This is a genomic window from Nocardia sp. NBC_00565, from assembly GCF_036345915.1.
GTDB lineage: Bacteria > Actinomycetota > Actinomycetes > Mycobacteriales > Mycobacteriaceae > Nocardia.
Genome location: NZ_CP107785.1, coordinates 9,073,789 through 9,096,435, shown reverse-complemented (window position 1 = coordinate 9,096,435; position 22,647 = coordinate 9,073,789). Strand labels below are relative to the sequence as shown.

Genomic DNA, 22,647 nt, shown 5'->3' with positions numbered 1-22,647 from the left:
GCTGCGGCTAGGTCGGCGCTGCGGTCAAGTCAGCGGTGCGGTCAAATTGGCGATTCGGTCGAGTTACCGGTGCGGTCAAGTGAGTGCTGCGGTCAAGTCGGCGATTTGGTTAAGTCAGCGGGTCAGTCACGTCAGCGATTTGGTCAAGTCGGCGGGGCAGTCAAGTCAGCGGGGCAGTCAAGTCAGCGGGGCAGTCAAGTCAGCGGGGCGGGTGAAGTTGGTGTCGTGGCCGGAGGCGAAACCGGTGCGGCTGGGGCGGGTGCCGCGGCGTCGGGTTCGAATACCCCCTCCAGATGCCAGACACCGGTGAAACCGTTGAACGGCCCGCCGACGATCAGGCTGGTCCACTGCAGGGTGAACTTTCGAGAGGCCGGGTCGTAGGTCCCGGTCGCGGACGGCCCCTGGGCCGCATCGGATTTCGGCCGGTCGAACCACTGCTGGCCGACCCAGTCCCAGACCTTCTGCACCTGCTCCGCGCCCGCCACCTGCGCGCCCTGCTTCTCCGGCGGCTTCGGTGCACCCTGGTTGAACTCCTGGTCGTTCCAGGATGCGGCCCAGGAGGCCAGATCCCCGGTCAGCTTCCCGCCGTCGTTCACCACGGTCGGCGGTGTGACTTCGCGCTGGGTCTGCGGATCGACCGGATTAGTGGAGATGCCGAATTCGACCGCGAAGAACTTTGTCGGCTTGGTGATCGAGGCGGATAGTGAATGTCCCTGAGCAAAACCGGGTTTGGGCTCGCTCTGATATCCGCCGGTGCGCAGTCCGCCCGCGGTTCCCGGCTCGAGCAACGTGGTCGCACCGCCCTGCGCCGGGGAATCACCATTGGGCATATACGGACCGCGCTCGGGCGTCCCCCCAGGCTGCACCATCCGGAACCAGGTACCCGCGACGGTGTCTCCGGCCACCGAACCCGGTGTGAACCGCAGCAATCCGACCAGCTGCTCCGGCGCGGACGCCTTCGGAGCATCGCCGCCGTCGGAACATCCGGGCAATACGAGGGTCAGCGCGGCGCATGCGGCCGCGAGGATTGATGCGCGCGCCATCACAGCCAGTCACCTCCGAATACGTTCGGCCGACTCGGCGAACCGAACTCGGTGACTGTGGCGACGATGACGGCATCGCGCATCCCGGTCGCGACGGCGGGCGCTTCGGCAGCGGCCCACGCTCCGACGCTCGTCTCGCACCATTTCGAGACCCGGTCGACGCACTCGGCAAACCACTTTCGGCCAGTACGCGAGTTCATTTCGACTCACCACCAATCGGTTTCGTGCGGTGGGCGGCATCCCCGTCCCGTTGTCCGGAGCCGCGAATCCCGGCGGCGACAACGGCCAGCACCAAGACACCGGGAACGATGTAAGACCAGCCGAGACCCCGGAATGCGGTGAAGCCGAATGGTTTCGTCGAATCGTTCAGCGCGACAACCGCGTCGAAGTTCACGACGTTGTCGTTCATCGCACCGATCAATGCGGCGAATCGGGATGTCATCGGCTGCCAACGGGATTCGAGCGCGGTGATGCCGGTCAGGTCGGCATCCGGGTGGGCGGCACGGACCGCGCCGGTGTATCGACTGTTCAACTCACCGTCTGCCGCGACGAGAGTGACGAAGTAGCCCTGGACCTTTCGCACCTCATCGTGGGTGAGAATCGGCCGGAAGCCCTCGATCAACGGCTGTGCCGCGGGCGCGGCCGGAAACAGCCCGCCGATAACCGGAACCGCGATCAACCCGAGAGCGGCCAACGCCGCCACCGACTGCCACAGCACGGTTCGCTGTCCGGCCTGCGCCCGTCGAAAGCCGAGCACACCCGCACCGATCAGGAGCACTCCCGGCAGCGCGAGCAGCCAAGGCAGAGATCCGAATGGTGTTGTGGCGGCAAGCTTTTCGTAATTGCTCCGGTTGGCATCGATCGCGTCGATCATCGTGGACATATCGGATCGGATGCCCGGGTAGTCGCGAACGAACTGATCGACGCGTTCGTAGTTCCCGGGCGGCTGACCTACTGCCCGCAGCGCCAGCAGGTTGGTCCTGGCATCCTCGAGTACTTGCAGATCGGATCGATAACCGTCGATGCTCGACTGCGTCACGTACGGCGCGAACGAGTCGATCATGGCCTCCCCCTTGACCGCTCGCGGGAACATCCCCGTCACGATGGGCGCGAGCAGCAGCAGCGCGCCGATCACGATGATCACCACGAACGGCCATCGCCGACCCGGCGGCGGGGGCGCGGCGTCGGGATTCGACACGAATTCCGAATAGGCGGGCAGACCAGACGTTTGCGACACGCTGTCGGGTGAGACGGCGGTCATTGCCGGTTCCGGCCCGCTATGCGGTCCGCGTTGAACAACACCCCGGCCGCCGCGATGGCGAGCACGAGCAGCGCGGGCACCACCCACACCGGAGTGTGGTGCGCGCGTGGGACTTCGACCGTCTTGGTCGCGAGCACGGCGTCGGTGTGCACGGGTTGCGCCAATGCGACGGGCACGGATTCGGCGACCGACGGGGCAGCAGCCGCGACCGGAGCATCAGCGGGCGCGGCAGGCGACGGAGCGCTGGGCGCCAACGGCGCAGCAGCCGGAGCGGCCTGCGGCACCGCACCACCGCGGTACTGGCCCGCCAGATGCCACAGCCCGGTGAAGTTGTTGAACGGGCCGCCCACGATCTGGCTCGTCCACTCGATGACGAAGTTGCCCGCGCCATCGATGCTCCCGCTGATCGGGCTGGTCTTGCCCGACAGCCCGCCGCCCGGCTTGGGCGAACCCTGATTGAAAACCTGGTTGTTCCAGGTCACCCCGAGACTGCTCAAATCGCCAGACAACTGTCCGCCGTCGGCAAAAAGTTCCGGCAGTCCCGTCGCACCGCCGGTCTGCGGATCGGTGGGATTGGTGGCGGTGGCGAAGTCGACGCCGTAGAAGCGGACCGGTGTGGTGACCCGTCCCGACTGCGCATTGCCCGCGGCGTCGAAGGCGGCCGCGGGTTGCGGTTGGTAGGTGCCGCTCAGTAGACCGCCGTCGCTGCCCGCGGACAGCGGCGTCACCGTCTGGTCGCTGCAGCGCGAATCGCTGTTCTGCAGATATGGCCCGCCCGCGTCGCCGGTCGGCAGGATCATCCGGAAGAAGCTCCCGGTCACCGCGCCGTTCGAGCACACGCCCGGTGCCAGTGCGAACAGACCGTTCAACGGCGCGGGCTCGGCGGATGCGGTCGGTGTGACAATCGCCGACAGGCCGAGGGCGGCGAACACGGCGAGCAGCCGATACGAGTTCGTTCCCATGGATCGTCCTTCGATTGAGATGAGGTCCTGCCAGCGCAAATGGCGGCTATCCGGCAGCTGTCTCCATCGGAACAAGAGTCCGGGGGAATGTCGCGAGTTGCGGTCACGGTGAGCGAAATCCCTGGCAATCATTCGGCCACCGGCAGCCGACCCTGTCGAGCTCGCGGCGCACTCACCTGGCGCTGTGACTGCCATCACCGTAGGATTGGTTTGACGTCCTAGTATCGGGCGTCAACAGGATTCCCCGGAGGACCCCGTGGCCGATAGCACCGCGCTTCATACGCCCGCCCATCCCGTCCGCTTCGTGACCTCGGCCGCCCTGTTCGACGGGCACGACGCGGCGATCAACATCATGCGCCGGATCCTGCAGGCGCAGGGGGCCGAGGTGATTCATCTAGGGCACAACCGCGCGGTCAGCGAGGTTGTGGACGCGGTGCTCACCGAGGACGCCCAAGGCGTTGCGGTGAGTTCGTATCAGGGCGGGCATGTCGAGTACTTCGAATATCTCGCCGATGCGCTGAAAAAGGCCGGAGCGGAACATGTTCGGATCTTCGGTGGCGGCGGCGGCGTGATCGTCGCCGAGGAGATCGCACGCCTGGCCGAATCCGGCGTCACCATCTTCTCCCCCGAGGACGGCCAGCGACTCGGTCTGCCCGGCATGATCAATCAGCTGATCCGTGCCTGCGATGTCGACCTCGCCACGGAGCCACCGGTATTGGACGCGGTCCTCGCCGGTGAGCGGGCCGCGCTCGCCCGCGCGATTACCTGCCTCCAGCAGGACACACTGCCGGAGTCCGACCGGCAGACCCTGGCGGCGGCCGCTGCCGCGCGCACCGTGCCGGTGCTCGGTATCACCGGCACCGGCGGCTCCGGAAAGTCTTCGCTCACCGACGAATTGGTGCGCCGACTGCGTTCGGATCAGCAGGACAAGCTGCGGGTCGCGATTCTGGCGGTGGATCCGACCCGTCGACGCGGCGGCGGCGCACTGCTCGGCGACCGCATCCGGATGAACGCCCTCGACGGCGATCACATCTTCTTCCGCTCACTGGCCACCCGGGGCGGGCGCGAGCTACCGCAGAATATCGATGGCATCGTGACCGCCTGTAAGGCAGCGGGATACGACCTGGTGATCCTGGAGACCCCGGGCATCGGCCAGGGCGATGCCGCGGTCACCGAGCACGTGGACGTGTCGATGTATGTGATGACACCGGAATTCGGCGCGGCCTCCCAGCTGGAAAAGATCGACATGCTGGACTTCGCGGATGTGGTGGCGATCAACAAGTTCGAGCGCCGCGGTGCCGAGGACGCCCTGCGCGATGTCTCGCGCCAGCTGATTCGCAATCGCGAGGAGTTCACCAAATCGCCCGAGGAGATGCCGGTATTCGGTACCAGCGCAGCCACTTTCAACGATGACGGCGTGACGGCGCTGTACCAGCACCTCACCGGATTGCTCGCCGCGCGCGGTCTGCACCTGGAGCCCGGCGTACTCCCTCAGGTGCAGACCCGCGCCTCCACTCGGTTCGCCCAGATCATTCCGCCCGCGCGGGTGCGCTATCTCGCCGAGATCGCCGATACGGTCCGCGATTACCATGCCGAGACGGCCACCCAAGTCGCCGCGGCACAGCGTTCGCAGCGGATCGAGCAGGTGGCGGCCGAACTGCCCGATGACACGGCGGTGGCCGAACTGGCCGAAAAGGCCCGCACCGCATTGCATCCCGGCAATGCCGCACTGCTCGCGGACTGGCCCGAACTCGCCGAATCCTATCGCGGCGAGGAGCAGGTGGTGCGGGTCCGTGATCGCGAGATCCGCACGCCGCTGCGTCGGGAAACGTTGTCCGGCAATACCATTCCGCGCGTCGCACTGCCCAGGTTCACCGATCACGGTGAGCTGCTGCGGTTCCTGCGTTCGGAGAATCTGCCCGGCCGATTCCCGTTCACCGCGGGCGTCTTCCCGTTCAAGCGCGATAACGAGGATCCCGCGCGGATGTTCGCGGGCGAGGGCGATCCGTTCCGCACCAATCGGCGATTCAAGGTGCTCAGCGAACATGCCGAGGCGACCAGGCTGTCCACCGCCTTCGACTCGGTGACGCTCTACGGCCACGACCCCGCCGAACGCCCCGACATCTACGGCAAGGTCGGCACCTCCGGCGTCTCGATCGCCTCGCTCGACGATATGAAGGCGCTCTACGACGGCTTCGAGCTGACCGCGCCGACCACCTCGGTGTCGATGACGATCAACGGCCCGGCCCCGACCATCCTGGCGTACTTCCTCAATACCGCCATCGACCAAGCGCTGGAACGCTTTTCGGAAGCCGAGGGCCGCGAGCCCACCGCCGACGAGGACGCGGACATCACCGCGCGCACCCTGGCGACGGTGCGCGGCACCGTGCAGGCCGACATCCTCAAGGAGGATCAGGGCCAGAACACCTGCATCTTCTCCACCGAATTCAGCCTGCGCATGATGGCCGACATTCAGGAATGGTTCGTGCGCCGTGGTGTTCGCAACTTCTATTCGGTCTCGATCTCCGGTTATCACATCGCCGAGGCCGGTGCGAATCCGATCAGCCAGCTTGCCTTCACCCTCGCCAACGGATTCACCTATGTGGAGGCATATCTCGCGCGCGGTATGAATATCGATGACTTCGCGCCCAACCTGTCGTTTTTCTTCTCCAATGGCATGGATCCGGAATATTCGGTGATCGGCCGGGTCGCCCGGCGGATTTGGTCGGTCGCCATGCGAGATCGCTACGGCGCCAACGAACGTTCGCAGAAGCTGAAGTACCACGTGCAGACCTCGGGCCGTTCACTGCACGCACAGGAGATGAGCTTCAACGACATTCGCACCACCCTGCAGGCACTCATCGCCATCTACGACAACTGCAACAGCCTGCACACCAATGCCTACGACGAGGCGGTGACCACCCCCACCGAGGAATCGGTGCGCCGCGCGCTGGCCATCCAGCTCATCATCAATCGCGAGTGGGGCATCGCGATGAACGAAAATCCGCTCCAGGGCAGCTTTCTCATCGATGAACTCACCGATCTCGTCGAGGAGGCCGTACTCGCCGAATTCGACCGCATCAGCGAGCGCGGCGGCGTCCTCGGTGCGATGGAGACCGGCTACCAGCGCGGCAAGATCCAGGACGAATCCATGCGGTACGAGCACCGCAAACACGATGGCTCGCTGCCGCTCATCGGCGTCAACACCTTCCGCAACCCGCATGGCGAACCGCAGCGCGTCATCGAACTTGCGCGCGGCACCGAGGCGGAGAAGCAGTCGCAGTTGACGCGCGTGCGCGAATTCCAGAATCAACACCGAGACGAAGCGCACGCCGCTCTCGCCCGCCTCGACGCGGTGGCCCGCACCGACGACAACATTTTCGAGGTTCTGATGGACGCCGCCCGCGTCTGCACGCTGCAACAGATCACCGACACGTTCTTCACCGTCGGCGGCCAATACCGCCGCAACGTGTAGCCGCCGCGGCGCGAATCCGACTCGGCCGTCAGAAGATTCGCACGTCGGGGATGGTCGCCATCTGCCGCGCCCAGTCCGGGTACTTCGCCAGCTTCGCCTCGTTCAGCGCCATGATCTTCGTGCGCAGTTCGGGATCCGGATCGTCCGATACGTCGGGTCCGATCACGACCTTCGCGAAATGCGGAACGATATGCGGATCACCGGCCAGGTGCACCGGATCGTGCATATAGCGCTCCATCGCCGCCAGGTCTTCGATACCGACGCAGTAGGCGTGCGTCAGCCCCTCGCTGGCGTCACCGAGATTCTGGCCGACAGTCGCGAATGAGACCGATTCGACCGATGCCGTGCGCTTCATGAGTGCGAGCACCTCGGCCTTCTGTTCCTCGGTGGTCTCCTCGCGGAAGGCGAAGCGCAGCAGATGAACGATCATGGGATTCCTCCTCGTTTGAACCAGCGAGTTCAATCTAGATAACTGACTGGTAGATCCGCAATAGTGAACCCATGAGTTCATTCGAAGCCGTACTGGCGCTAACATGCGGGGGTGACGGCAGCGCGTGGACGCATCGATAAGCGGCAAGCGATCCTGGATGTCGCGTTCACCGTCTTCGCGCGGCGCGGCTACGACAAGGCCTGCGTCCAGGAGATCGCGGACGAGGCGGGCGTCGCCAAGCCCACTGTCTACAACCACCTCAACGATAAGCGGACCCTCTTCGAGCACGCGGTGCTCGCCGCCGCCGATGCCGTATCCGCCGAGACCCTGGCGATCGTCGACCGGCTCCGCGAACCCGGCGACGACCTCGCCGCCACCCTCACCGAGACGGCACAGGCGCTACTCGAGGAATGCGCGAGCGAGCGTGCCCGCGCACTGCGCGCGCTGACCTACGCACAACTGGCCGCCTTCCCCGAGCTGGCCGACACCGTGCTGGCGCGCACCTCGGGGCGAATCGCCGAGGCGTTGGCCGATCGGCTTGCGCGACTTGCCCTTTCGGGTCGCCTGCACACCAGCGATCCGGCGCAGGCGGCCGAACAACTGCTCGCACTGCTCACCGCGCCGCTGGAAGCGCGCTCCAGGCTCGGCACCCGCGAGGTCGACGCCGCCGAACAACGCGATATCGCCGACGCGGCAGTGCGCACCTTCCTATCCGCTTACGGTTCCCGCTGATTCCGAACGCGGCCGGACACTCGCGTGTGACAATCGCGGCGTTAAAGGCATCGGCGCGATCGGGACGGCGGACATGGATCTCTCGGATATCCGGATCATCGACTCGCATATTCATCAGTGGGATCCGTTCGGCACACCGCGCGAATTCAGCGGCTCGGCGAAATTGCTCCGGATGTTGCCCATTCCGATCGATCTGGCCAAGCGGGTGACACCACGCCGGGATCGGGAATTCGTCGGTGACCCCACGGCTTATGTGCGGCCGTATCTGCCCAGCGACTACCGTGCGGATGCGGGCGATGTGCCGGTCGAGTCGATCGTGCATATCGAGGTCGGGTGGACCGGGAAAGACAAGGCCGACGAGACGGCGTGGGTGGCCCGGCTGCCGTTCGGCGGCGACAACCCCGAGCTCGGCGCGATCATCGGGAATGCCGATCCGGCGGCGCCCGATTTCCCAGTGCTGCTCGACGCCCATATGGCCGCTTCACCGCTGCTGCACGGTATCCGCGCACATGTCGCGCATCACCCCGATTCGGCTGTCCGGCCTTACACCGATCATGAGGGCGCGCTCGCCACAAAGGAATTCCTGAACGGCTTCGCGGCGCTGGCCGAGCGCGGGCTGTCGTTCGAGGCGTGGGTGTACTCGCACGCCCTGCCCGATGTGACGGCGCTTGCCGAGCGTTACCCCGAAGTGCCCATCGTGCTCGACCATCTCGCCACGCCCGCGGGTATTTTCGGCCCGGTCGGCAAGCACACCGGAACCAATTCGAGCCTGCGCCGGGAACTGTTCGTCCGCTGGCGCGACGATCTCACCGCACTCGCCGAAAATCCGAATGTGGTCGCGAAAGTCAGCGGTTTGATGATGCCGGTCCTCGGCCACCCGGTACCACCGCGCGGCACCCCGACGCCGGTTCCGGTGCTGCTGGAACGAATTCGCCCACTCGTCGATCACGCCTTGGATGTCTTCGGTGCCGACCGACTGCTGTGGGGCTCCAATTTCCCGGTGGACAAACCGATTACGAGTATCGCCGACAGTGCGGAGGTCATTGCCACCGCGATTACCGAGTACGGCGGCGGCCAGTCCGAACTGGAGAAGATATTCCGCACCAACGCATTGCGGACCTACCAGCTCGAACGCTGAAGAAATACGGATTACCGGTTCGCGACGGCGGCGTAGCTTGTCGGTGCCGGTCGCTAGCATCTGCCGCATGAAAGCAACCGGCACCTTTTCCGTCGCATCCTTCGTCCCCACCGACGTCGTGCCCGATCCGGCCATCCGCACCGCACTGCCGGTCGGCATCGCCACCATCGAGAAGGAATTCGCCGGAGAGATCACCGGACGCTCCGCAACCCTGTTCACCGCCGCCTTCGACCAGGCGACGGGCACGGGGACCTATGTCGCCATGGAGTCCTTCGAGGGCGCGTTGCACGGTCGCGCGGGCAGCTTCAACTTCGCCCATTCGGCGACAACCTCCGGTGCCGACCGCACCGCCGAGTTCTTCACCATCGTCCCGACCAGCGGGGTCGGTGAGCTGACCGGCATCACCGGCACTGGCGGTCTCACCGTCGACGCCAACGGCGCGCACCACATCTGGTTCGATTACGAACTCGACTGAGCGGTCGCGCCGATTCGGGTGCCTCGGAACATCCTTCGCACGAAATCAGCAGGCTCGGACGGTGATCGGATCGGGCCTGTTCGAGGTCCGCAGTGATTATGAGCAGGTGCGGGCGATTTCGTTCAGGGCGGCGTTGTCCGCGGCGGTTACCGGCAGGTCGTACTCGACCGCGACGGTGAGGTATTTGCCCGCGTAGAAGCAATGGTTCGCGTATGCGGGCGGCAGCCATTCCGAAGGCGTGCTGTCACCCTTGGACTGATTGGCATTCGCATCGGTGGCCAGCAGATTCACGTCGATATCGTTGGCGAACCGGACCCGCCGTTCGAGCGGCCAGCGCGCCGCACCCATATCCCAGGCCGCGGCCAGCGGATAGACGTGGTCGATCTGGATATCGCGGGCATCGGCCTTGCGGAAGGTGAGCTGCCTGCCGGTGTACGGGTCGTTCAATGTGCCCGCGGTGACCACACAGTCATGGGTGCCGGGCCGGAAGCTCACTTCGGTCAGCTGTTTGCTCAGCACGTTGTTGCGGGTATCGCAGCCGTCGTGCCCACCGGGCCCGTCGTGGTCATCGGTCCAGGACGGCCCGAATACGCAGCCCTGCCCCTCCTTGCAGCCGCGCTCGTAACCGCCCGGATGCGGGCGCGCGGCAATTACCCGCACCGAGGCGAGCAATTGTTCGAGTTGAATCCGGGTCGGACTGTCCGGCGCGGCCTGCTCGGTCCCGCGGTCGGCGCAAGCCGGCAGCGCGAACAGCGCCACCGTGAGCAGAGCAGGCAACCATCGTCGAATGTCGGCACGCACGGTGCCAGCTGTACCCGCATGGACCGACATTCGCCGCGCACGGCTGGCGCACTGTCCTCAATGGCGCAGGTCAGGCCTCACAACCAGGCACGAGCCAGCAGATCGTCGTTGGCGACTTCACTCGTCCGCGGCGGGAACCTGGTGGCCGAGATGGACTCGGTGTGCGCGCCGTCGTGCCCGATCAGCCACGAGCCGCCGCGTTCCTCGCACTCGGCGATCTTCGCGAAGGTGGTGAGCAGGAACGTGACCGCTTCACGCGGGTCCAGTGTTCGGGCCAGGCGCTGTGATTCACCAGGTCGGGACAGATCCAGCCACACGCCGGACTGCCCGTCGAGTCGCATGCCGACGATCTTCGAGGCATTGACGAAGGTGAATTTGCGCCGTTCCCACGGCGTGTTCGGTGTGAAGCTCTGCTCGAGTACCTGGAGCAGAATCGTCATCGGTGTGCCCTCCGCTTCCGTTGACACCAAAGCTCGGTTCTCATGCGATGACCAGCGGATATTCCAGTATGTTCCGAATTTGGTCCAAGTGGTAGCGATCCGTCCATCTCATCCACGTCAGAGACTTTTTCGTGTCCATCCCGTACCGCTGTATCCAGCCTGTACCTGCCCGTCCCGGCACCCTATCGGCACGCTGGAAACCATCTATGACCAGCCACTTTATGGGATCCCATCAGATGTTCATATCCGCGACGCGCGGTCGGTCGAGATCCGCTCGACTTCGCCGGGCAGGTCCCTGGGTCGAGACAAGGCGCAGCCCTCCTGCGCGGTCGCCTCATCAGGCACCTCGCCAGGGAGGGGCTCCGGGCGGCCGTTGCCTCCGACGAGGAGAGCAGGCCGCACTGGACGCCGCCCGGCAGACGAAGACAGTCCCACAGGGGGCCGCAAGGTACTGACCGAGCGATTGAATCACCTCGCCGAGCACGGGATACTCGAGCGAAAGGCCTATGACCAGCGGCCGCGGTACGAGTACATCCTGACGAAAAAGGCGCTGAACTGGTCGACCTGCTCATGGTCATGAAGGGTTGGGGTGACAAGTGGCGCACGGGCGAGGTAGGCCCACCCGTGCTCTACCGCCATCACGCCTGCGGTGAGATCAGCAATGTGGACCTGCGCTGTACCCACTGCGGCCAGCCGATGCACGCAACCGACGTCGACCCACTGCCGGGTCCGGGCGCAGCCGTGTAGAAACCGGGTGGGCTGCCGGCCGATCGTTGTCGGAGGTACCTGATTGGATGGGGTGATGCTGCACGGTCTGTGGTCGCCGGGATCGGGGTTGCTGCTGTGGCAGGAGGCCCCGGTGGTCGGGCTACCGGATCCGTTGGGTGGGGTGTTGGCGGCGTCGAAGTTCCGGCATCGGGCGCAGGTGCTGGTCAACGGGGCGGATGGGACGGTCGAGCAGGTTCGGGCGCATGCGATGGCACCGGCGGCGGCCGCGGTCGCGCTGCGGCAGCGGCTGCCGATGGAGGCGGTCGCTGGGGATCTGCGGTTTCTCGGGCACGTCGCGCGGGGGGTCGAGCGGTGGGTGCGGGCGGGGCGGGTGGTCCCTGAGCTGCGCAGGGATGACGGGCAGTGGTGGGTGCGGTGGCGGTTGGTCGGTGGGGAGCGACAGCGTGCGTGGCTCGCGGAATTAGTGGTGGCGATGCCGCCCGCGCTGCGCGTCGCGGGAAAGCCGGGGATGGTACTCGAGGATATGGTCACCGAGCTGGCCGATCCGATCGCGAGGCAGCTGTTGGATCCGCCCGCGTCGGTGCATCCGTTGGTGGCCGCGCTGATCGGGGATGTTGCCCTGGATGGTGGGAGCCATCAGCTGGCCGAGGTGCTCGAGCGTTGGCGCGCGAGTTTGACCGGGGACGAGCCGGAATTGGTGCTGCGCCTGTTGGAGCCCGAGGGCGATATCGGTCTCGGTGAGCTCGACGAGGAGCCGGACACCGACGATGTAGTGGCACTGTGGCGGCTGCAGGTCTGCCTGCGCGCTGCTGGCGAGGCGCCGAATCCTGTTCCGCTACTTGGTGATCCGGTACTGGTCCGAACGGCGATCGAGAAGCTGGGCGAGGCGACGCGGGCCTATCCGCGACTGCGCGACCTGCCCAGCGACCCACAATCGATGGACCTGCTACTGCCGACGGAGGTGGTCGCCGATCTCGTCGAGCACGGCGCACACGCGTTGCAGGCGGCGGGCGTCCGGCTCCTCCTGCCGCGCGCCTGGAACATTTCCGCCCCGACCATGCGGTTGCGCGTGGACAGCGCGGTCCCCGCCGCCGAGAGCACCGTCGGCATGCAGGGACTCGTCTCTTACCGTTGGGAACTCGCGCTCGGCGACACCGTGCTGACCAAGGCCGAGATGGCCCGGTTGGTCCGCTCGAAATCGGATCTGGTGCAGCTGCGCGGCGAATGGGTGCAGGCCGACCACAAGGTGCTGGCCGCCGCCGCGCGCTATGTCGCCGCCCATCTCGACGATACCGAACTCACCTTCGCAGACCTGGTCGGCGAACTCGTCAGCGGGCATGTCGAGAAGGTCCCGATCACCGAGGTCACCGCAACCGGTTGGGCCGCAGACCTGCTGGATCAGACTCGGGAACCCGAACCCGTGACCCCGCCGGTCGGTCTCAAAGCACAGCTGCGGCCGTACCAGGAGCGTGGCCTGTCCTGGCTGGCCACCATGAGCCGCTACGGCGTCGGCGGAATCCTGGCCGACGATATGGGTCTGGGTAAGACCGTGCAGGTGCTGGCGCTGCTGGTGCATGAGCGCGAGAACACTCGTTCGCGGAACGAAGACGCCACCCGCGCCGATCGACAGGTGGTCACCGCGCCAGCTGGGAACGCCGAGCAACACGTTGGCGCGGAAGTCGTTTCGCTCAGCGAGGTGCGCAGCGCCAAAGCCGGACATGACGAAGGCGGCATCCAACCGAACGACGGTGCTCCGGCACCGACACTGCTGGTATGCCCGATGTCGGTAGTCGGTAACTGGCAGCGTGAGGCCGAGCGGTTCGCGCCGGATCTGCGCGTCCTGGTGCACCACGGCGCGGGGCGGCGAGTCGGCGACGAGCTCGATGAAGCCGTCGCCGACGCGGATCTGGTGATCACCACATACTCGCTCTTGGCAAGGGACGCAGTCGAATTGGCGCGGCAGCAGTGGGATCGCGTGGTGCTGGACGAGGCCCAGCACATCAAGAACGCGGGGACCAGGCAGGCGAAGGCGGCACGGGCGCTGCCCGCGCGACATCGGCTGGCGCTCACCGGAACTCCGGTGGAGAACCGGTTGGAGGAGTTGCGCTCGATTCTGGATTTCGCCATGCCGAAGGTACTCGGTAGCGCACAGACCTTCCGTGCCCGCTTCGCCGTGCCGATCGAGCGCGATCGGGACGAGAACGCGATCAGCAGGCTGCGCGCCGTCACCCAGCCGTTCGTGCTGCGTCGGGTGAAGACCGATCCCGCCGTCATCAGTGATCTGCCGGAGAAGTTGGAGATGACGGTGCGCGCGAACCTGACCGTGGAGCAGGCGGCGCTGTACCAGGCGGTGGTCGACGACATGATGGCCAAACTGAAGGACGCGAAGGGGATGGCGCGCAAGGGCGCGGTCCTCGGCGCGCTGACCCGGCTCAAGCAGGTCTGCAACCATCCCGCGCACTTCCTCGGCGACGGTTCCGGCGTGCTGCACCGCGGTAGCCACCGCTCCGGCAAGCTCGCGCTGGTCGAGGACGTCCTCGACGCGGTGCTGGCCGATGGTGAGAAGGCCTTGCTGTTCACTCAGTTCCGTGAATTCGGCGAACTCATCGCGCCGTTCATGGCCGAGCGGTTCGGCACCGCGATCCCGTTCCTGCACGGCGGGGTGCCGAAGAAACAGCGCGACACCATGGTCGAGCGGTTCCAGACGCCGGACGGCCCGCCGTTGATGTTGTTGTCGCTCAAGGCCGGTGGCACCGGACTGAATCTCACTGCGGCCAATCATGTCGTGCACCTGGACCGCTGGTGGAATCCGGCGGTCGAGAATCAGGCCACCGACCGCGCCTTTCGGATCGGTCAGCACCGCAATGTACAAGTGCGCAAGCTGATCTGCGTCGACACCATCGAGGAGAAGATCGACGAAATGATCAGCGGTAAGCGCCAACTCGCCGATCTGGCAATCGGCGCCGGCGAGAACTGGATCACCGAATTGAGTACGGATGAGCTGCACCAACTGTTCGCCCTCGGTGCCGAGGCGGTCGGCGATTGAGCCCCTTCAACGACTACAGCAAGTACGGCAAGCGCCGCCCGGTGTCGGGCGGCGTCGAAGCACGCAGCCGCCGTGGCGGATTCGGGCGCACCTGGTGGGGTAAGGCCCTGATCGAGGCGGTCGAGCAGATGGCCGAACCGGGTCGACTCGCCCGCGGCCGCACCTACGCCAGGGCCGGGCAGGTGGTGAGTTATCGGATCGAACCGGGCGCGGTCACCGCGGAAGTACAGGGGAGCCAGCCGCGCCCGTTCACCGCGATATTCGCCATCCGCCCGCTGCGCGACGAGGAACTGGAACTGCTCATCGAGACCATCCGGACCGCGCCCGGAGTGCTGGCCGATATCGCCTCCGGCGCATTGCCGACGAGCCTGGGCGAACATCTGCTGCCCACCACGGCCGCCGATCTCGACTTCTCCTGCACCTGCCCGGATCCGGGATGGCCGTGCAAACATGTGGCGGCGGTCTGCTACCTGCTCGCCGAACGTCTCGACGAGCGTCCCCGGGAGATCCTCACGCTGCGCGGCCTCGACCTGGACACCCTCATCGTCGGCATCGAACGCGACCCGAGCCCAACCGTGTCCGACGATCCCTACGGCGACCACGCTCAACTGCCCGACCTGCCGAAGGTCGAATTCCGTCCCGCCATCGACGATCTCGATCCGGTGCTGCTGCGCCGCGCGCTGCGGATGATCGCCGAGGACGAACCGATGGCCGCGGCCGGGCTACGCGATCTCCGGGCGATCTACGACGCGCTGGACCGGTGACCGCGGTGCGCTGCGGCGCGGGCAATATGCTCCCAACTGTGCCGCCCGGACAGTTGCGCGACCTCTGCCATCGGGTCCTGTCATGACAACCCTCGACGATCTGGGCGCGGCCGTCACCATCGGTCACCCGGTTCGGCGAGTGGTGTCGCTGGTCCCCTCCCTGACCGAGGCCGTCGCGGTGAGCCGACCCGAAGTCCTCATCGCGGCGACGGATTGGTGTACCCACCCGGTCGATCTGGAGGTCGAGCGCGTCCGCGGGACGAAGAATCCGAACGGGCGCCGGATCATCGAGCTGGCACCCGATCTGGTGTTGTGCAATCAGGAGGAGAACCGCCGCATCGATGTCGAGCGTTTGCGGGAGGCGGGAATTCCGGTGTGGGTCACCAGAATCGAGACGCTGAACGAAAGCTTCAGCTCGCTGCGCCGATTGTTCACCGAAGCCCTCGGCGGGACGGTCCCGAATTGGCTCACCGAAGCCGAATCATCCTGGGCCGCACCGCCTCCCGCACCGACACGGAACGCGGTCATCCCGATCTGGCGCAATCCGTGGATGGTGGTCGGCCACGACACCTTCACCGGTGACTTGGCAGCACGCCTCGGCCTGCGGCTCGTGCACGCCGACCGCGCCGAGCGCTACCCACACGTCTCCGAGGACGAACTGACCCGCGATATCGAACTGGTGCTGTTACCCGACGAACCCTACGTATTCACCAGATCCGACGGTCCCGACGCCTTCCCCGGCCTTCCGGTCGCCTTGGTCGAAGGCCGCAGCCTCACCTGGTACGGCCCATCCCTGACCACCGCCCGGGACACCTTGACCCACCAGATCTCCCAGGCGTTCGTCGCCTGATCAAGCGAGTGGCACACGCGTTTGCCGCAGCCATGCGTCACTCGCCGAGCGGTCACACGCCGGTGGCGACCGGGCGCTTCGGGTCGTTGGACCATTGGGACCAGGAGCCGGGGTAGAGGGCTGCTTCGATGCCCACGGCGGCGAGTGCGGCGACCTGGTGGGCGGCGGTTACGCCGGAGCCGCAGTAGACCGCGACGGGGCCGGGACCGAGTGCCGCGAAACGCTCTCGGAGGGCGTCCGCGCCGCGGAACCGTCCGTCGGCATCGAGGTTCTCCGCCGTCGGCGCGCTCACCGCGCCCGGAATGTGACCCGCACGCGGGTCGACCGGCTCCACCTCGCCGCGGTAGCGTTCGCCCGCCCGCGCATCGAGCAGTACGCCGGACCATTTGGCGGCCGCGTCGGCATCGATGACGGGCAGCTGGCCCGGATTCAACTCGACATCACCGAATTCGGGATCGGGTTCCGCACCGGCGGCGATCTCGAGGCCCGCACCGGTCCACGCGGGCAGGCCGCCGTCCAGGATCCGCACATCCGCGATCCCGGCCCAGCGCAGCAGCCACCAGGCCCGGGCCGCCGCCATGCCGCCGGTCGCGTCGTAGACGACCACCGGGTCGCCGTTGCACACGCCCCAGCTGCGCGCGCACTTCTCCAGCTGCGTGGGGTCGGGCAGCGGATGCCGCCCGCGTGCGGGGGACGGTGGTGCGGCCAGTTCGGTCTCCAAGTCGACGAAGACCGCGCCGGGGATGTGCCCGTCCAGATAGTGCTGCGGGCCGTCCGGATCACCGAGTGCCCAACGCACATCGAGTAGACGAACCCGCTTGTCCGCCAATGCTTCCCGAAGTTCATCCGCCGAGATCAGTACCGCGCTCAACAACGCTCTGTTCCGCCTCTCCGAGTACTCACGCCATACTAGTAAGAGCCACTATGCCCGCGTACAGGTCCTGCGTCATGTGCCGCATCGGTTTCGGACGCACTCGGTGAGTTGTACTCACGACGGTGGCACCTCCGACGCGGTTAGGCGATCACACTAGCCGGATGCGGCGGAATTCAGTCCAGTTTCCGGCCACTGGCTGTGACAACTGGACTGATCACCGGGGAGGATTCCAGAAATGTCCAGGCTTTCTCCGGCACCCGCCGAAACTCCGTCCGCGCCACCGGTCACACCGGAGGTGGGGCTCGCACAGCCGCTCGGCGCCGGCGCTGTCACCGCACTGGTCGGGTTCACCAGTGCGTTCGCCGTGGTACTGAGCGGTTTGACGGCGGTCGGAGCCACCTCGGCGCAAGCGGCGTCCGGATTGTTGGCGCTGTGCGTGACGCAAGCCATCGGCATGATGCTGCTGAGTTATCGCTACCGGTTGCCGATCACACTGGCCTGGTCGACGCCGGGCGCGGCGCTGCTCGCCAGCACCGGCGCGATCGCCGGTGGCTGGCCCGCCGCGGTCGGCGCGTTCGCGATCACCGGCGTGCTGATCGTGATCACCGGACTGTGGCAGCGGCTCGGCAATCTGGTCGCCGCGATTCCGGTGGAGATCGCGCAGGCCATGCTCGCCGGCGTGCTGCTGCCGCTGTGTCTCGCGCCGGTGCAGGCCGTACCGGCCAGTCCGGCGGTGGTGGTGCCGGTGATCGTGGTGTGGCTGGTGCTGCAGCGATTCGCCAAACGCTGGGCGGTTATCGCGGCCTTCGCCACCGCCGCGATCGGAGCGGGCATCAGTATCGCGGTGCAGCACAAGCATCTCGACTTCGCCGCGATGACGCCCGCACTCGAACTGACAGTGCCGCACTGGAGTTGGCAGGCGATGATCGGGGTCGCCGTCCCGCTCTACATCGTCACCATGGCATCGCAGAACATCCCGGGCACCGCCGTCATGAAGTCCTTCGACTACCACGTGCCGTGGCGCGCTTCGATGACCGTGACCGGCATCGGCACCATCCTCGGCGCACCCGCGGGCGGGCACGCCATCAACCTGGCCGCGATCTCCGCGGCGCTCTCGGCCGCCCCCGCCGCACATCCGGATCCGAAGCGCCGCTGGATCGCGGCGTTTACCGCGGGCGGGACCTACCTGATCCTCGCGCTCGGTTCGGCCGCGCTCGTCACGTTGATCGCCACCGCACCCAGGGGCACCCTGGAAACCGTTGCGGGCCTTGCCCTCCTGGCCACCCTCGCCGCCGCACTGGCCAGTGCGCTGAAATCCGAACAGCACCGCGAGGCGGGCGTGGTCACCTTCCTGATCGCGGCCTCCGGTGTCGGTTTCCTCGGTATCGGAGCCGCCTTCTGGGCCTTGGTCGCCGGCTTGGTCGTGCGCAAAGTTCTTGCCCACCGGCAAGACTGACGCGCGGCGCGACCAGCTCACGTCGGCGCTCGCCTTGTTACATCCGGCTCAGCAGAGTCAGCGGATCCTCGAGTAGCCCCGCGACGGTCGCGAGGAAGCGCGCGGCGCGTTCACCATCGATCATGCGGTGGTCGAAGCTGATGCCGAGCGTGGTCACCCACCGAACCGCCAGCTCATCGCGGAACACCCACGGCCGCTTGCGAATCGAGCCGAGGCACAGGATCGCCGCCTCACCCGGATTGACCAGCGGAACCCCGGTATCGACACCGAAGACGCCGACATTGGTGATGGTGAAGGTTCCGCCGCGCAGATCCGTCGGCGTGGCGCGACCCGAACGTGCGGTCTCGGCCACCCAGCCGATCTCCCGGCACAGGTCGCGCAGGCTCAATGCCTGTGCTTCCTTCAGATTGGGCACCATCAGCCCGCGCTCGGTGGCCACGGCGATGCCGAGGTTCACATAGTGCTTGGTGACGATCTCCTGGTGCGCGTCGTCCCAGAACGCGTTCATGCCCGGATACTCCGTGAGGGCGGCGAGCACGGACTTGGCGACCAGCGCAAGCGGCGTGAGCGTCAGTCCCTCGAAGGATTTGGTGGTGCGCAGGTGATCGAGCAGTTCCATCGACGCGGTGTAGTCGATGGTGACGAAGGTGCTGGCCTGCGGGATGGTGCGGGCGCTCACCACCATGGCCGCCGCGGTGCGTTTGCGGATCCCGCTGATCGGGGTGCGTTCCTCGCGGACGGCGGGCCGGATGATGCCCGCGTTCGGATCGGTGACCGAGGGGGTCGTCGGCAGTGTGGCGGCCGGGCCCACGGCACGCGGCTGCGATACCGGGACCGCACTGCGCACATCCTCGACCGTCACCGCGCCATCGGGACCCGAGCCCGCGACGTACCAGAGGTCGATTCCGAGTTCCCGGGCGAGTCGGCGGGCCGCCGGTGTGGCCGCGGCTCTGCTCATCCCCGCCGTACTGCTGGCACTCCGCTGTCCTGACTCCGGTGACGTCGCCGCAGCGGCAATCTCTTCCGACGGCGCCGCGACCGGCCTACGCCGCCGCGATACGGCCTCGGCTTCGGGCCCATACCCCACCAGCACCGAAGTCCGCCCATTCGCATTCTCCGGCCCGACCTCGAGGTCATTGCGCACCCGGATCAGTGGCGCCCCAACGGCAATGGTCTGCCCGGGCTGTGCGAGCAACTCGACCACCTGACCCGAGAACGGCGACGGCAGCGCCACCACCGCCTTGGCCGTCTCCACCTCCGCGATCGTCTGATTCAGCTGCACCGTATCGCCGACGCCCACCGCCCACGACACCAGTTCCGCCTCGGTGAGTCCCTCGCCGAGATCGGGCAGCCGGAATTCCAGGACATGACCCTGATCGTCGTCGGGGGCATGATCTTCCACTGGGGCACCTCTCAGTGTGCGGTGGTCAGGCGGCGAGCGATCGATCGACCGCGGCCAGGATGCGGTCCGGATCGGGCAGATGGTGCTTTTCGAGCTTAGCCGGGGGGTATGGGATGTCGAAGCCACCGACGCGCAGCACCGGCGCCTCCAGGTAGTAGAAGCAGCGCTCGGTGATCCGCGCCGCGATTTCGGCCCCGAGTCCGGCGAAGACCGGCGCCTCGTGCGTGACGATAAGCCTGCCGGTCTTGGTCACCGACGCCTCGATGGTGTCGAAATCGATCGGCGAGAGGCTGCGCAGATCGATCACCTCGACCGAATGCCCTTCCTCGGCGGCGATTTTCGCGGCCGTGATGGCCGAGGCCACGGTGCCGCCGTAGGCGACGATGGTGGCGTCGGCACCGCTGACGCAGACGCGGGCCCGGTCCAGCGGCAGCGCCTCGGCATCGAAGTCGACCTCGGCCTTGTCCCAGTAGCGCCGCTTGGGTTCGAAGAAGATGACCGGGTCGTCGAGCATGATCGCCTGGCGGATCATCGAATACGCGTCGGCGGGATTGCTCGGCGTCACCACTCGCAGTCCGGCGGTGTGCGCGAAATAGACCTCCGGCGACTCCGAGTGATGCTCCACCGAACCGATCCCGCCGCCGAACGGAATGCGAATCGTGATGGGCGCGAGCACTTTTCCCTGCGTGCGGTAGTGGATCTTGGCCACATGGGAGACGATCTGGTCGAAGGCCGGATAGACGAAGCCGTCGAACTGGATCTCGCACACCGGCCGATAACCGCGCAGCGCCATACCGAAAGCCGTTCCGACAATGCCGGATTCGGCCAGCGGCGTATCGATGACGCGGTTGTCCCCGAAATCCTTCTGCAGCGTGTCGGTTACGCGGAACACCCCGCCGAGGCGGCCGATATCCTCGCCCATCAGCACGACTTTCGGGTCGTCGTCCATGGCCCGTCGCAGTCCGGCATTGAGCGCGGCGGCGAAGGTCGTGATCATGTGGGAACTCCTTCCGGTCGCGCGGTGGCCTCGTCGGGATCACCGGCCAGGTACGCCGCGTACTCGCTCCGCTCCTGGGTGATCAGCGGATGCGGGGTGGCATAGACGTGATCGAACAGCTGCGTCGGCGCCGGATCCGGCATATCGATGGTCGCGGTGCGCACCTGGTCCGCGACCTCATCAGCACGAGCACCGACCTGTCGCTCGAATGTCTCGTCCCACAGCGACTCTCGCTCCAGCAGCTTGCGCATCCGCGCGATCGGGTCGCGGCGCGCCCACTCCTCGGTCTCGGCGGCGGAGCGGTAGCGGGTGGGGTCGTCGGCGGTGGTGTGCGGACCCATGCGGTAGGTGAGCGCCTCGATGAACGACGGGCCGCCACCGGTCCGAGCCCGGGCGGCGGCCTGGCGGGTCACCGCGAGCACCGCGAGTACGTCATTGCCGTCGACCTGGACGCCCGGGATGCCATATCCGTAGGCGCGCCGCGCAATTGGCGTCGCACTCTGTATCCGGACCGGGGAACTGATCGCCCAGTGGTTGTTCTGGCAAAAGAATACGACCGGCGCGCTCCAGCTCGCGGCGAAGCCCAGCGCCTCGGCCAGATCGCCCTGGCTCGATGCGCCGTCGCCGAAGTAGGCGATGGTCGCGATCTCGGTGCCGTCGAGGTGGGCGGCGTAGGCATAACCGGTCGCGTGCAGGCCCTGCGAGCCGACGATGATGTTCGGATTGGTCATATTGACGGCGTGAGGATCCCAGCAGGAGTGCGCGACCCCGCGCCACATTCGGGTGATCTCGGTGGGATGGACGCCGCGGCAGTAGGCGACGGCGTGCTCGCGATAGCTGCAGAAGACGTAGTCGTCGGGGCGCAGGGCGTACGCGGAGCCGACCTGGGCGGCCTCCTGCCCGAGCATCGGGGCCCACAATCCGAGCTGACCCTGGCGTTGCAGGGCGGTTGCCTCGGTGTCGATCCGGCGGGTGATCACCAGGTCCGCGTAGAGCGCGCGCAGCTGTTCGGGTCCGATATCGGCGATCAGGGCGGTGTGTTCTCGGTCGAGTACGCGGCGGCCGTCGGGTTGGATCAACTGAACCGGATAGTCGGTTTTATTCGTCATTCGGGATCGCCTCCTGACCACGAGCGCAGGGCTGGTGTGCCCTATATCACATAGCATCCATGAGAATGCGAAATGCGCAAGTGACCGACATGCGAGTAAGCAGAATGCTCAAATCCGAATCACCTTCTGATGTCATACTGCGTTGTATGTCCAGTAGAGAACCCGCCGACGTGATCCTGGATGCCACCGACGCGCGACTGTTGCTGGAGCTGGTCGCCAACCCCCGCGCGACCGGCGTCGAGCTGGCTACCCGGCTCGGGTTGTCCCGCAATACCGTGCAGGCTCGACTCTCGCGCTGGGAGGCGAGTGGGGTGCTCGGCAGCTTCGAGCGGCGAGTGCAGCCACAGGCGCTGGGCTACCCGCTGGCCGCCTTCGTCGCCGTTGTCGTCGATCAGCATCGATTGGATTCGGTGGTCGACGAACTTGCCCGGGTGCCGGAGGTGACGGAGGTATGCGGCATGACCGGGCTGACCGATCTCACCGTCCGAGTGGTGGCGCAGGATGCCGACGATCTGTATCGGGTCGCCGGGCAGATATTGAAGATTCCCGGTGTGGAGCGCACCAACATGGCGTTGGTGATGCAGCAATTCGTCGGGCCGCGCACCGCGCCATTACTCGATCGACTGGCCGGCCTCAGCTGATCCTCGGGCCCGAACCGATTTC

At 66.5% G+C, this 22,647-nt stretch carries 22 protein-coding genes; 11 read left to right on the top strand and 11 right to left on the bottom strand.

Features of this window, described 5'->3' with window-relative positions; translation table 11 throughout:
- Nucleotides 1-194: 194 nt before the first annotated feature.
- The 4 genes from OG874_RS41625 to OG874_RS41610 are packed head-to-tail and all read right to left on the bottom strand — an operon-like array spanning nt 195 to nt 3,266.
- Nucleotides 195-1,043 (bottom strand): hypothetical protein, encoded by an 849-nt coding sequence (locus tag OG874_RS41625; protein ID WP_330252506.1) that lies wholly within the window; start codon nt 1,041-1,043, stop codon nt 195-197.
- Nucleotides 1,043-1,243: a hypothetical protein gene (locus OG874_RS41620; protein ID WP_330252505.1), complete on the bottom strand. Its 201-nt coding sequence runs from the start codon at nt 1,241-1,243 to the stop codon at nt 1,043-1,045. Before OG874_RS41620 ends, OG874_RS41625 begins: the two co-directional genes overlap by 1 nt.
- A complete protein-coding gene (locus OG874_RS41615; RefSeq protein ID WP_330252504.1) occupies nt 1,240-2,304 on the bottom strand; it encodes a hypothetical protein in 1,065 nt (354 codons plus the stop codon). The genes OG874_RS41620 and OG874_RS41615 overlap by 4 nt, the downstream gene beginning before the upstream one ends.
- On the bottom strand, nt 2,301-3,266 hold the full coding sequence (locus OG874_RS41610) for a hypothetical protein (protein WP_330252503.1): 966 nt from the start codon (nt 3,264-3,266) through the stop codon (nt 2,301-2,303). Before OG874_RS41610 ends, OG874_RS41615 begins: the two co-directional genes overlap by 4 nt.
- 256 nt (nt 3,267-3,522) lie before the next feature.
- On the opposite strand from OG874_RS41610, the gene icmF reads away from it, so the two are divergent.
- A complete protein-coding gene (gene icmF / locus OG874_RS41605; protein ID WP_330252502.1) occupies nt 3,523-6,741 on the top strand; it encodes a fused isobutyryl-CoA mutase/GTPase IcmF in 3,219 nt (1,072 codons plus the stop codon).
- 28 nt (nt 6,742-6,769) lie between these two features.
- Here the strand turns inward: icmF and OG874_RS41600 are convergent, their stop codons facing one another.
- On the bottom strand, nt 6,770-7,171 hold the full coding sequence (locus OG874_RS41600) for a Dabb family protein (RefSeq protein WP_330252501.1): 402 nt from the start codon (nt 7,169-7,171) through the stop codon (nt 6,770-6,772).
- Nucleotides 7,172-7,282: 111 nt separating this feature from the next.
- Between OG874_RS41600 and OG874_RS41595 the strand changes: the two genes are divergently transcribed.
- The 3 genes from OG874_RS41595 (at nt 7,283) to OG874_RS41585 (ending at nt 9,516) form a co-directional block, all read left to right on the top strand.
- On the top strand, nt 7,283-7,903 hold the full coding sequence (locus OG874_RS41595; protein ID WP_330252500.1) for a TetR/AcrR family transcriptional regulator: 621 nt from the start codon (nt 7,283-7,285) through the stop codon (nt 7,901-7,903).
- Nucleotides 7,904-7,976: 73 nt separating this feature from the next.
- Complete coding sequence (locus tag OG874_RS41590) at nt 7,977-9,041, top strand: amidohydrolase family protein (protein ID WP_330252499.1); 1,065 nt, start codon at nt 7,977-7,979, stop codon at nt 9,039-9,041.
- Between the two features lie 67 nt (nt 9,042-9,108).
- Entirely contained in the window at nt 9,109-9,516 is a 408-nt protein-coding gene (locus tag OG874_RS41585; RefSeq protein ID WP_330252498.1) for a DUF3224 domain-containing protein, read from the top strand.
- A 96-nt stretch (nt 9,517-9,612) separates the two neighbouring features.
- Here OG874_RS41585 and OG874_RS41580 read toward each other — a convergent pair whose 3' ends face one another.
- Both OG874_RS41580 and OG874_RS41575 read right to left on the bottom strand, forming a co-directional pair.
- Nucleotides 9,613-10,347 (bottom strand): HNH endonuclease family protein, encoded by a 735-nt coding sequence (locus tag OG874_RS41580; RefSeq protein WP_442943218.1) that lies wholly within the window; start codon nt 10,345-10,347, stop codon nt 9,613-9,615.
- 47 nt (nt 10,348-10,394) lie between these two features.
- Complete coding sequence (locus OG874_RS41575; protein WP_330252497.1) at nt 10,395-10,757, bottom strand: hypothetical protein; 363 nt, start codon at nt 10,755-10,757, stop codon at nt 10,395-10,397.
- Between OG874_RS41575 and OG874_RS41570 the strand changes: the two genes are divergently transcribed.
- The 5 genes from OG874_RS41570 (at nt 10,657) to OG874_RS41550 (ending at nt 16,146) form a co-directional block, all read left to right on the top strand.
- Nucleotides 10,657-11,337 carry a winged helix-turn-helix transcriptional regulator gene (locus OG874_RS41570; RefSeq protein WP_330252496.1) on the top strand — a complete coding sequence of 227 codons (681 nt, stop codon included), beginning with the start codon at nt 10,657-10,659 and terminating at the stop codon, nt 11,335-11,337. The two genes, OG874_RS41575 and OG874_RS41570, sit on opposite strands and share 101 nt — an antisense overlap.
- On the top strand, nt 11,334-11,504 hold the full coding sequence (locus tag OG874_RS41565) for a hypothetical protein (RefSeq protein ID WP_330252495.1): 171 nt from the start codon (nt 11,334-11,336) through the stop codon (nt 11,502-11,504). Before OG874_RS41570 ends, OG874_RS41565 begins: the two co-directional genes overlap by 4 nt.
- Nucleotides 11,505-11,559: 55 nt before the next feature.
- Nucleotides 11,560-14,532 (top strand): DEAD/DEAH box helicase, encoded by a 2,973-nt coding sequence (locus tag OG874_RS41560; RefSeq protein ID WP_330252494.1) that lies wholly within the window; start codon nt 11,560-11,562, stop codon nt 14,530-14,532.
- Nucleotides 14,529-15,296 (top strand): SWIM zinc finger family protein, encoded by a 768-nt coding sequence (locus OG874_RS41555; protein ID WP_330252493.1) that lies wholly within the window; start codon nt 14,529-14,531, stop codon nt 15,294-15,296. The genes OG874_RS41560 and OG874_RS41555 overlap by 4 nt, the downstream gene beginning before the upstream one ends.
- 82 nt (nt 15,297-15,378) lie before the next feature.
- The gene (locus OG874_RS41550; RefSeq protein ID WP_330252492.1) at nt 15,379-16,146 is read left to right on the top strand and encodes a helical backbone metal receptor; all 768 of its coding nucleotides are present in this window, start codon (nt 15,379-15,381) and stop codon (nt 16,144-16,146) included.
- 52 nt (nt 16,147-16,198) lie between these two features.
- Here OG874_RS41550 and OG874_RS41545 read toward each other — a convergent pair whose 3' ends face one another.
- A complete protein-coding gene (locus OG874_RS41545; RefSeq protein WP_330257639.1) occupies nt 16,199-17,005 on the bottom strand; it encodes a sulfurtransferase in 807 nt (268 codons plus the stop codon).
- 250 nt (nt 17,006-17,255) lie between these two features.
- Here OG874_RS41545 and OG874_RS41540 point away from each other — a divergent pair, with 250 nt between their 5' ends.
- Nucleotides 17,256-18,476, top strand: coding sequence for a benzoate/H(+) symporter BenE family transporter (locus tag OG874_RS41540; protein ID WP_330252491.1), 1,221 nt, complete (start codon nt 17,256-17,258; stop codon nt 18,474-18,476).
- A 37-nt stretch (nt 18,477-18,513) separates the two neighbouring features.
- On the opposite strand, the gene OG874_RS41535 is transcribed toward OG874_RS41540, so the two are convergent.
- The 3 genes from OG874_RS41535 to pdhA are packed head-to-tail and all read right to left on the bottom strand — an operon-like array spanning nt 18,514 to nt 21,984.
- Complete coding sequence (locus OG874_RS41535; protein WP_330252490.1) at nt 18,514-19,878, bottom strand: dihydrolipoamide acetyltransferase family protein; 1,365 nt, start codon at nt 19,876-19,878, stop codon at nt 18,514-18,516.
- Between the two features lie 25 nt (nt 19,879-19,903).
- Entirely contained in the window at nt 19,904-20,875 is a 972-nt protein-coding gene (locus tag OG874_RS41530) for an alpha-ketoacid dehydrogenase subunit beta (RefSeq protein ID WP_330252489.1), read from the bottom strand.
- Nucleotides 20,872-21,984, bottom strand: coding sequence for a pyruvate dehydrogenase (acetyl-transferring) E1 component subunit alpha (pdhA, locus tag OG874_RS41525; protein ID WP_330252488.1), 1,113 nt, complete (start codon nt 21,982-21,984; stop codon nt 20,872-20,874). The genes OG874_RS41530 and pdhA overlap by 4 nt, the downstream gene beginning before the upstream one ends.
- 146 nt (nt 21,985-22,130) lie before the next feature.
- Here pdhA and OG874_RS41520 point away from each other — a divergent pair, with 146 nt between their 5' ends.
- Nucleotides 22,131-22,625, top strand: a complete 495-nt coding sequence (locus OG874_RS41520) for an Lrp/AsnC family transcriptional regulator (RefSeq protein ID WP_330252487.1) — start codon at nt 22,131-22,133, stop codon at nt 22,623-22,625.
- The last annotated feature ends 22 nt before the right edge of the window (nt 22,626-22,647 follow it).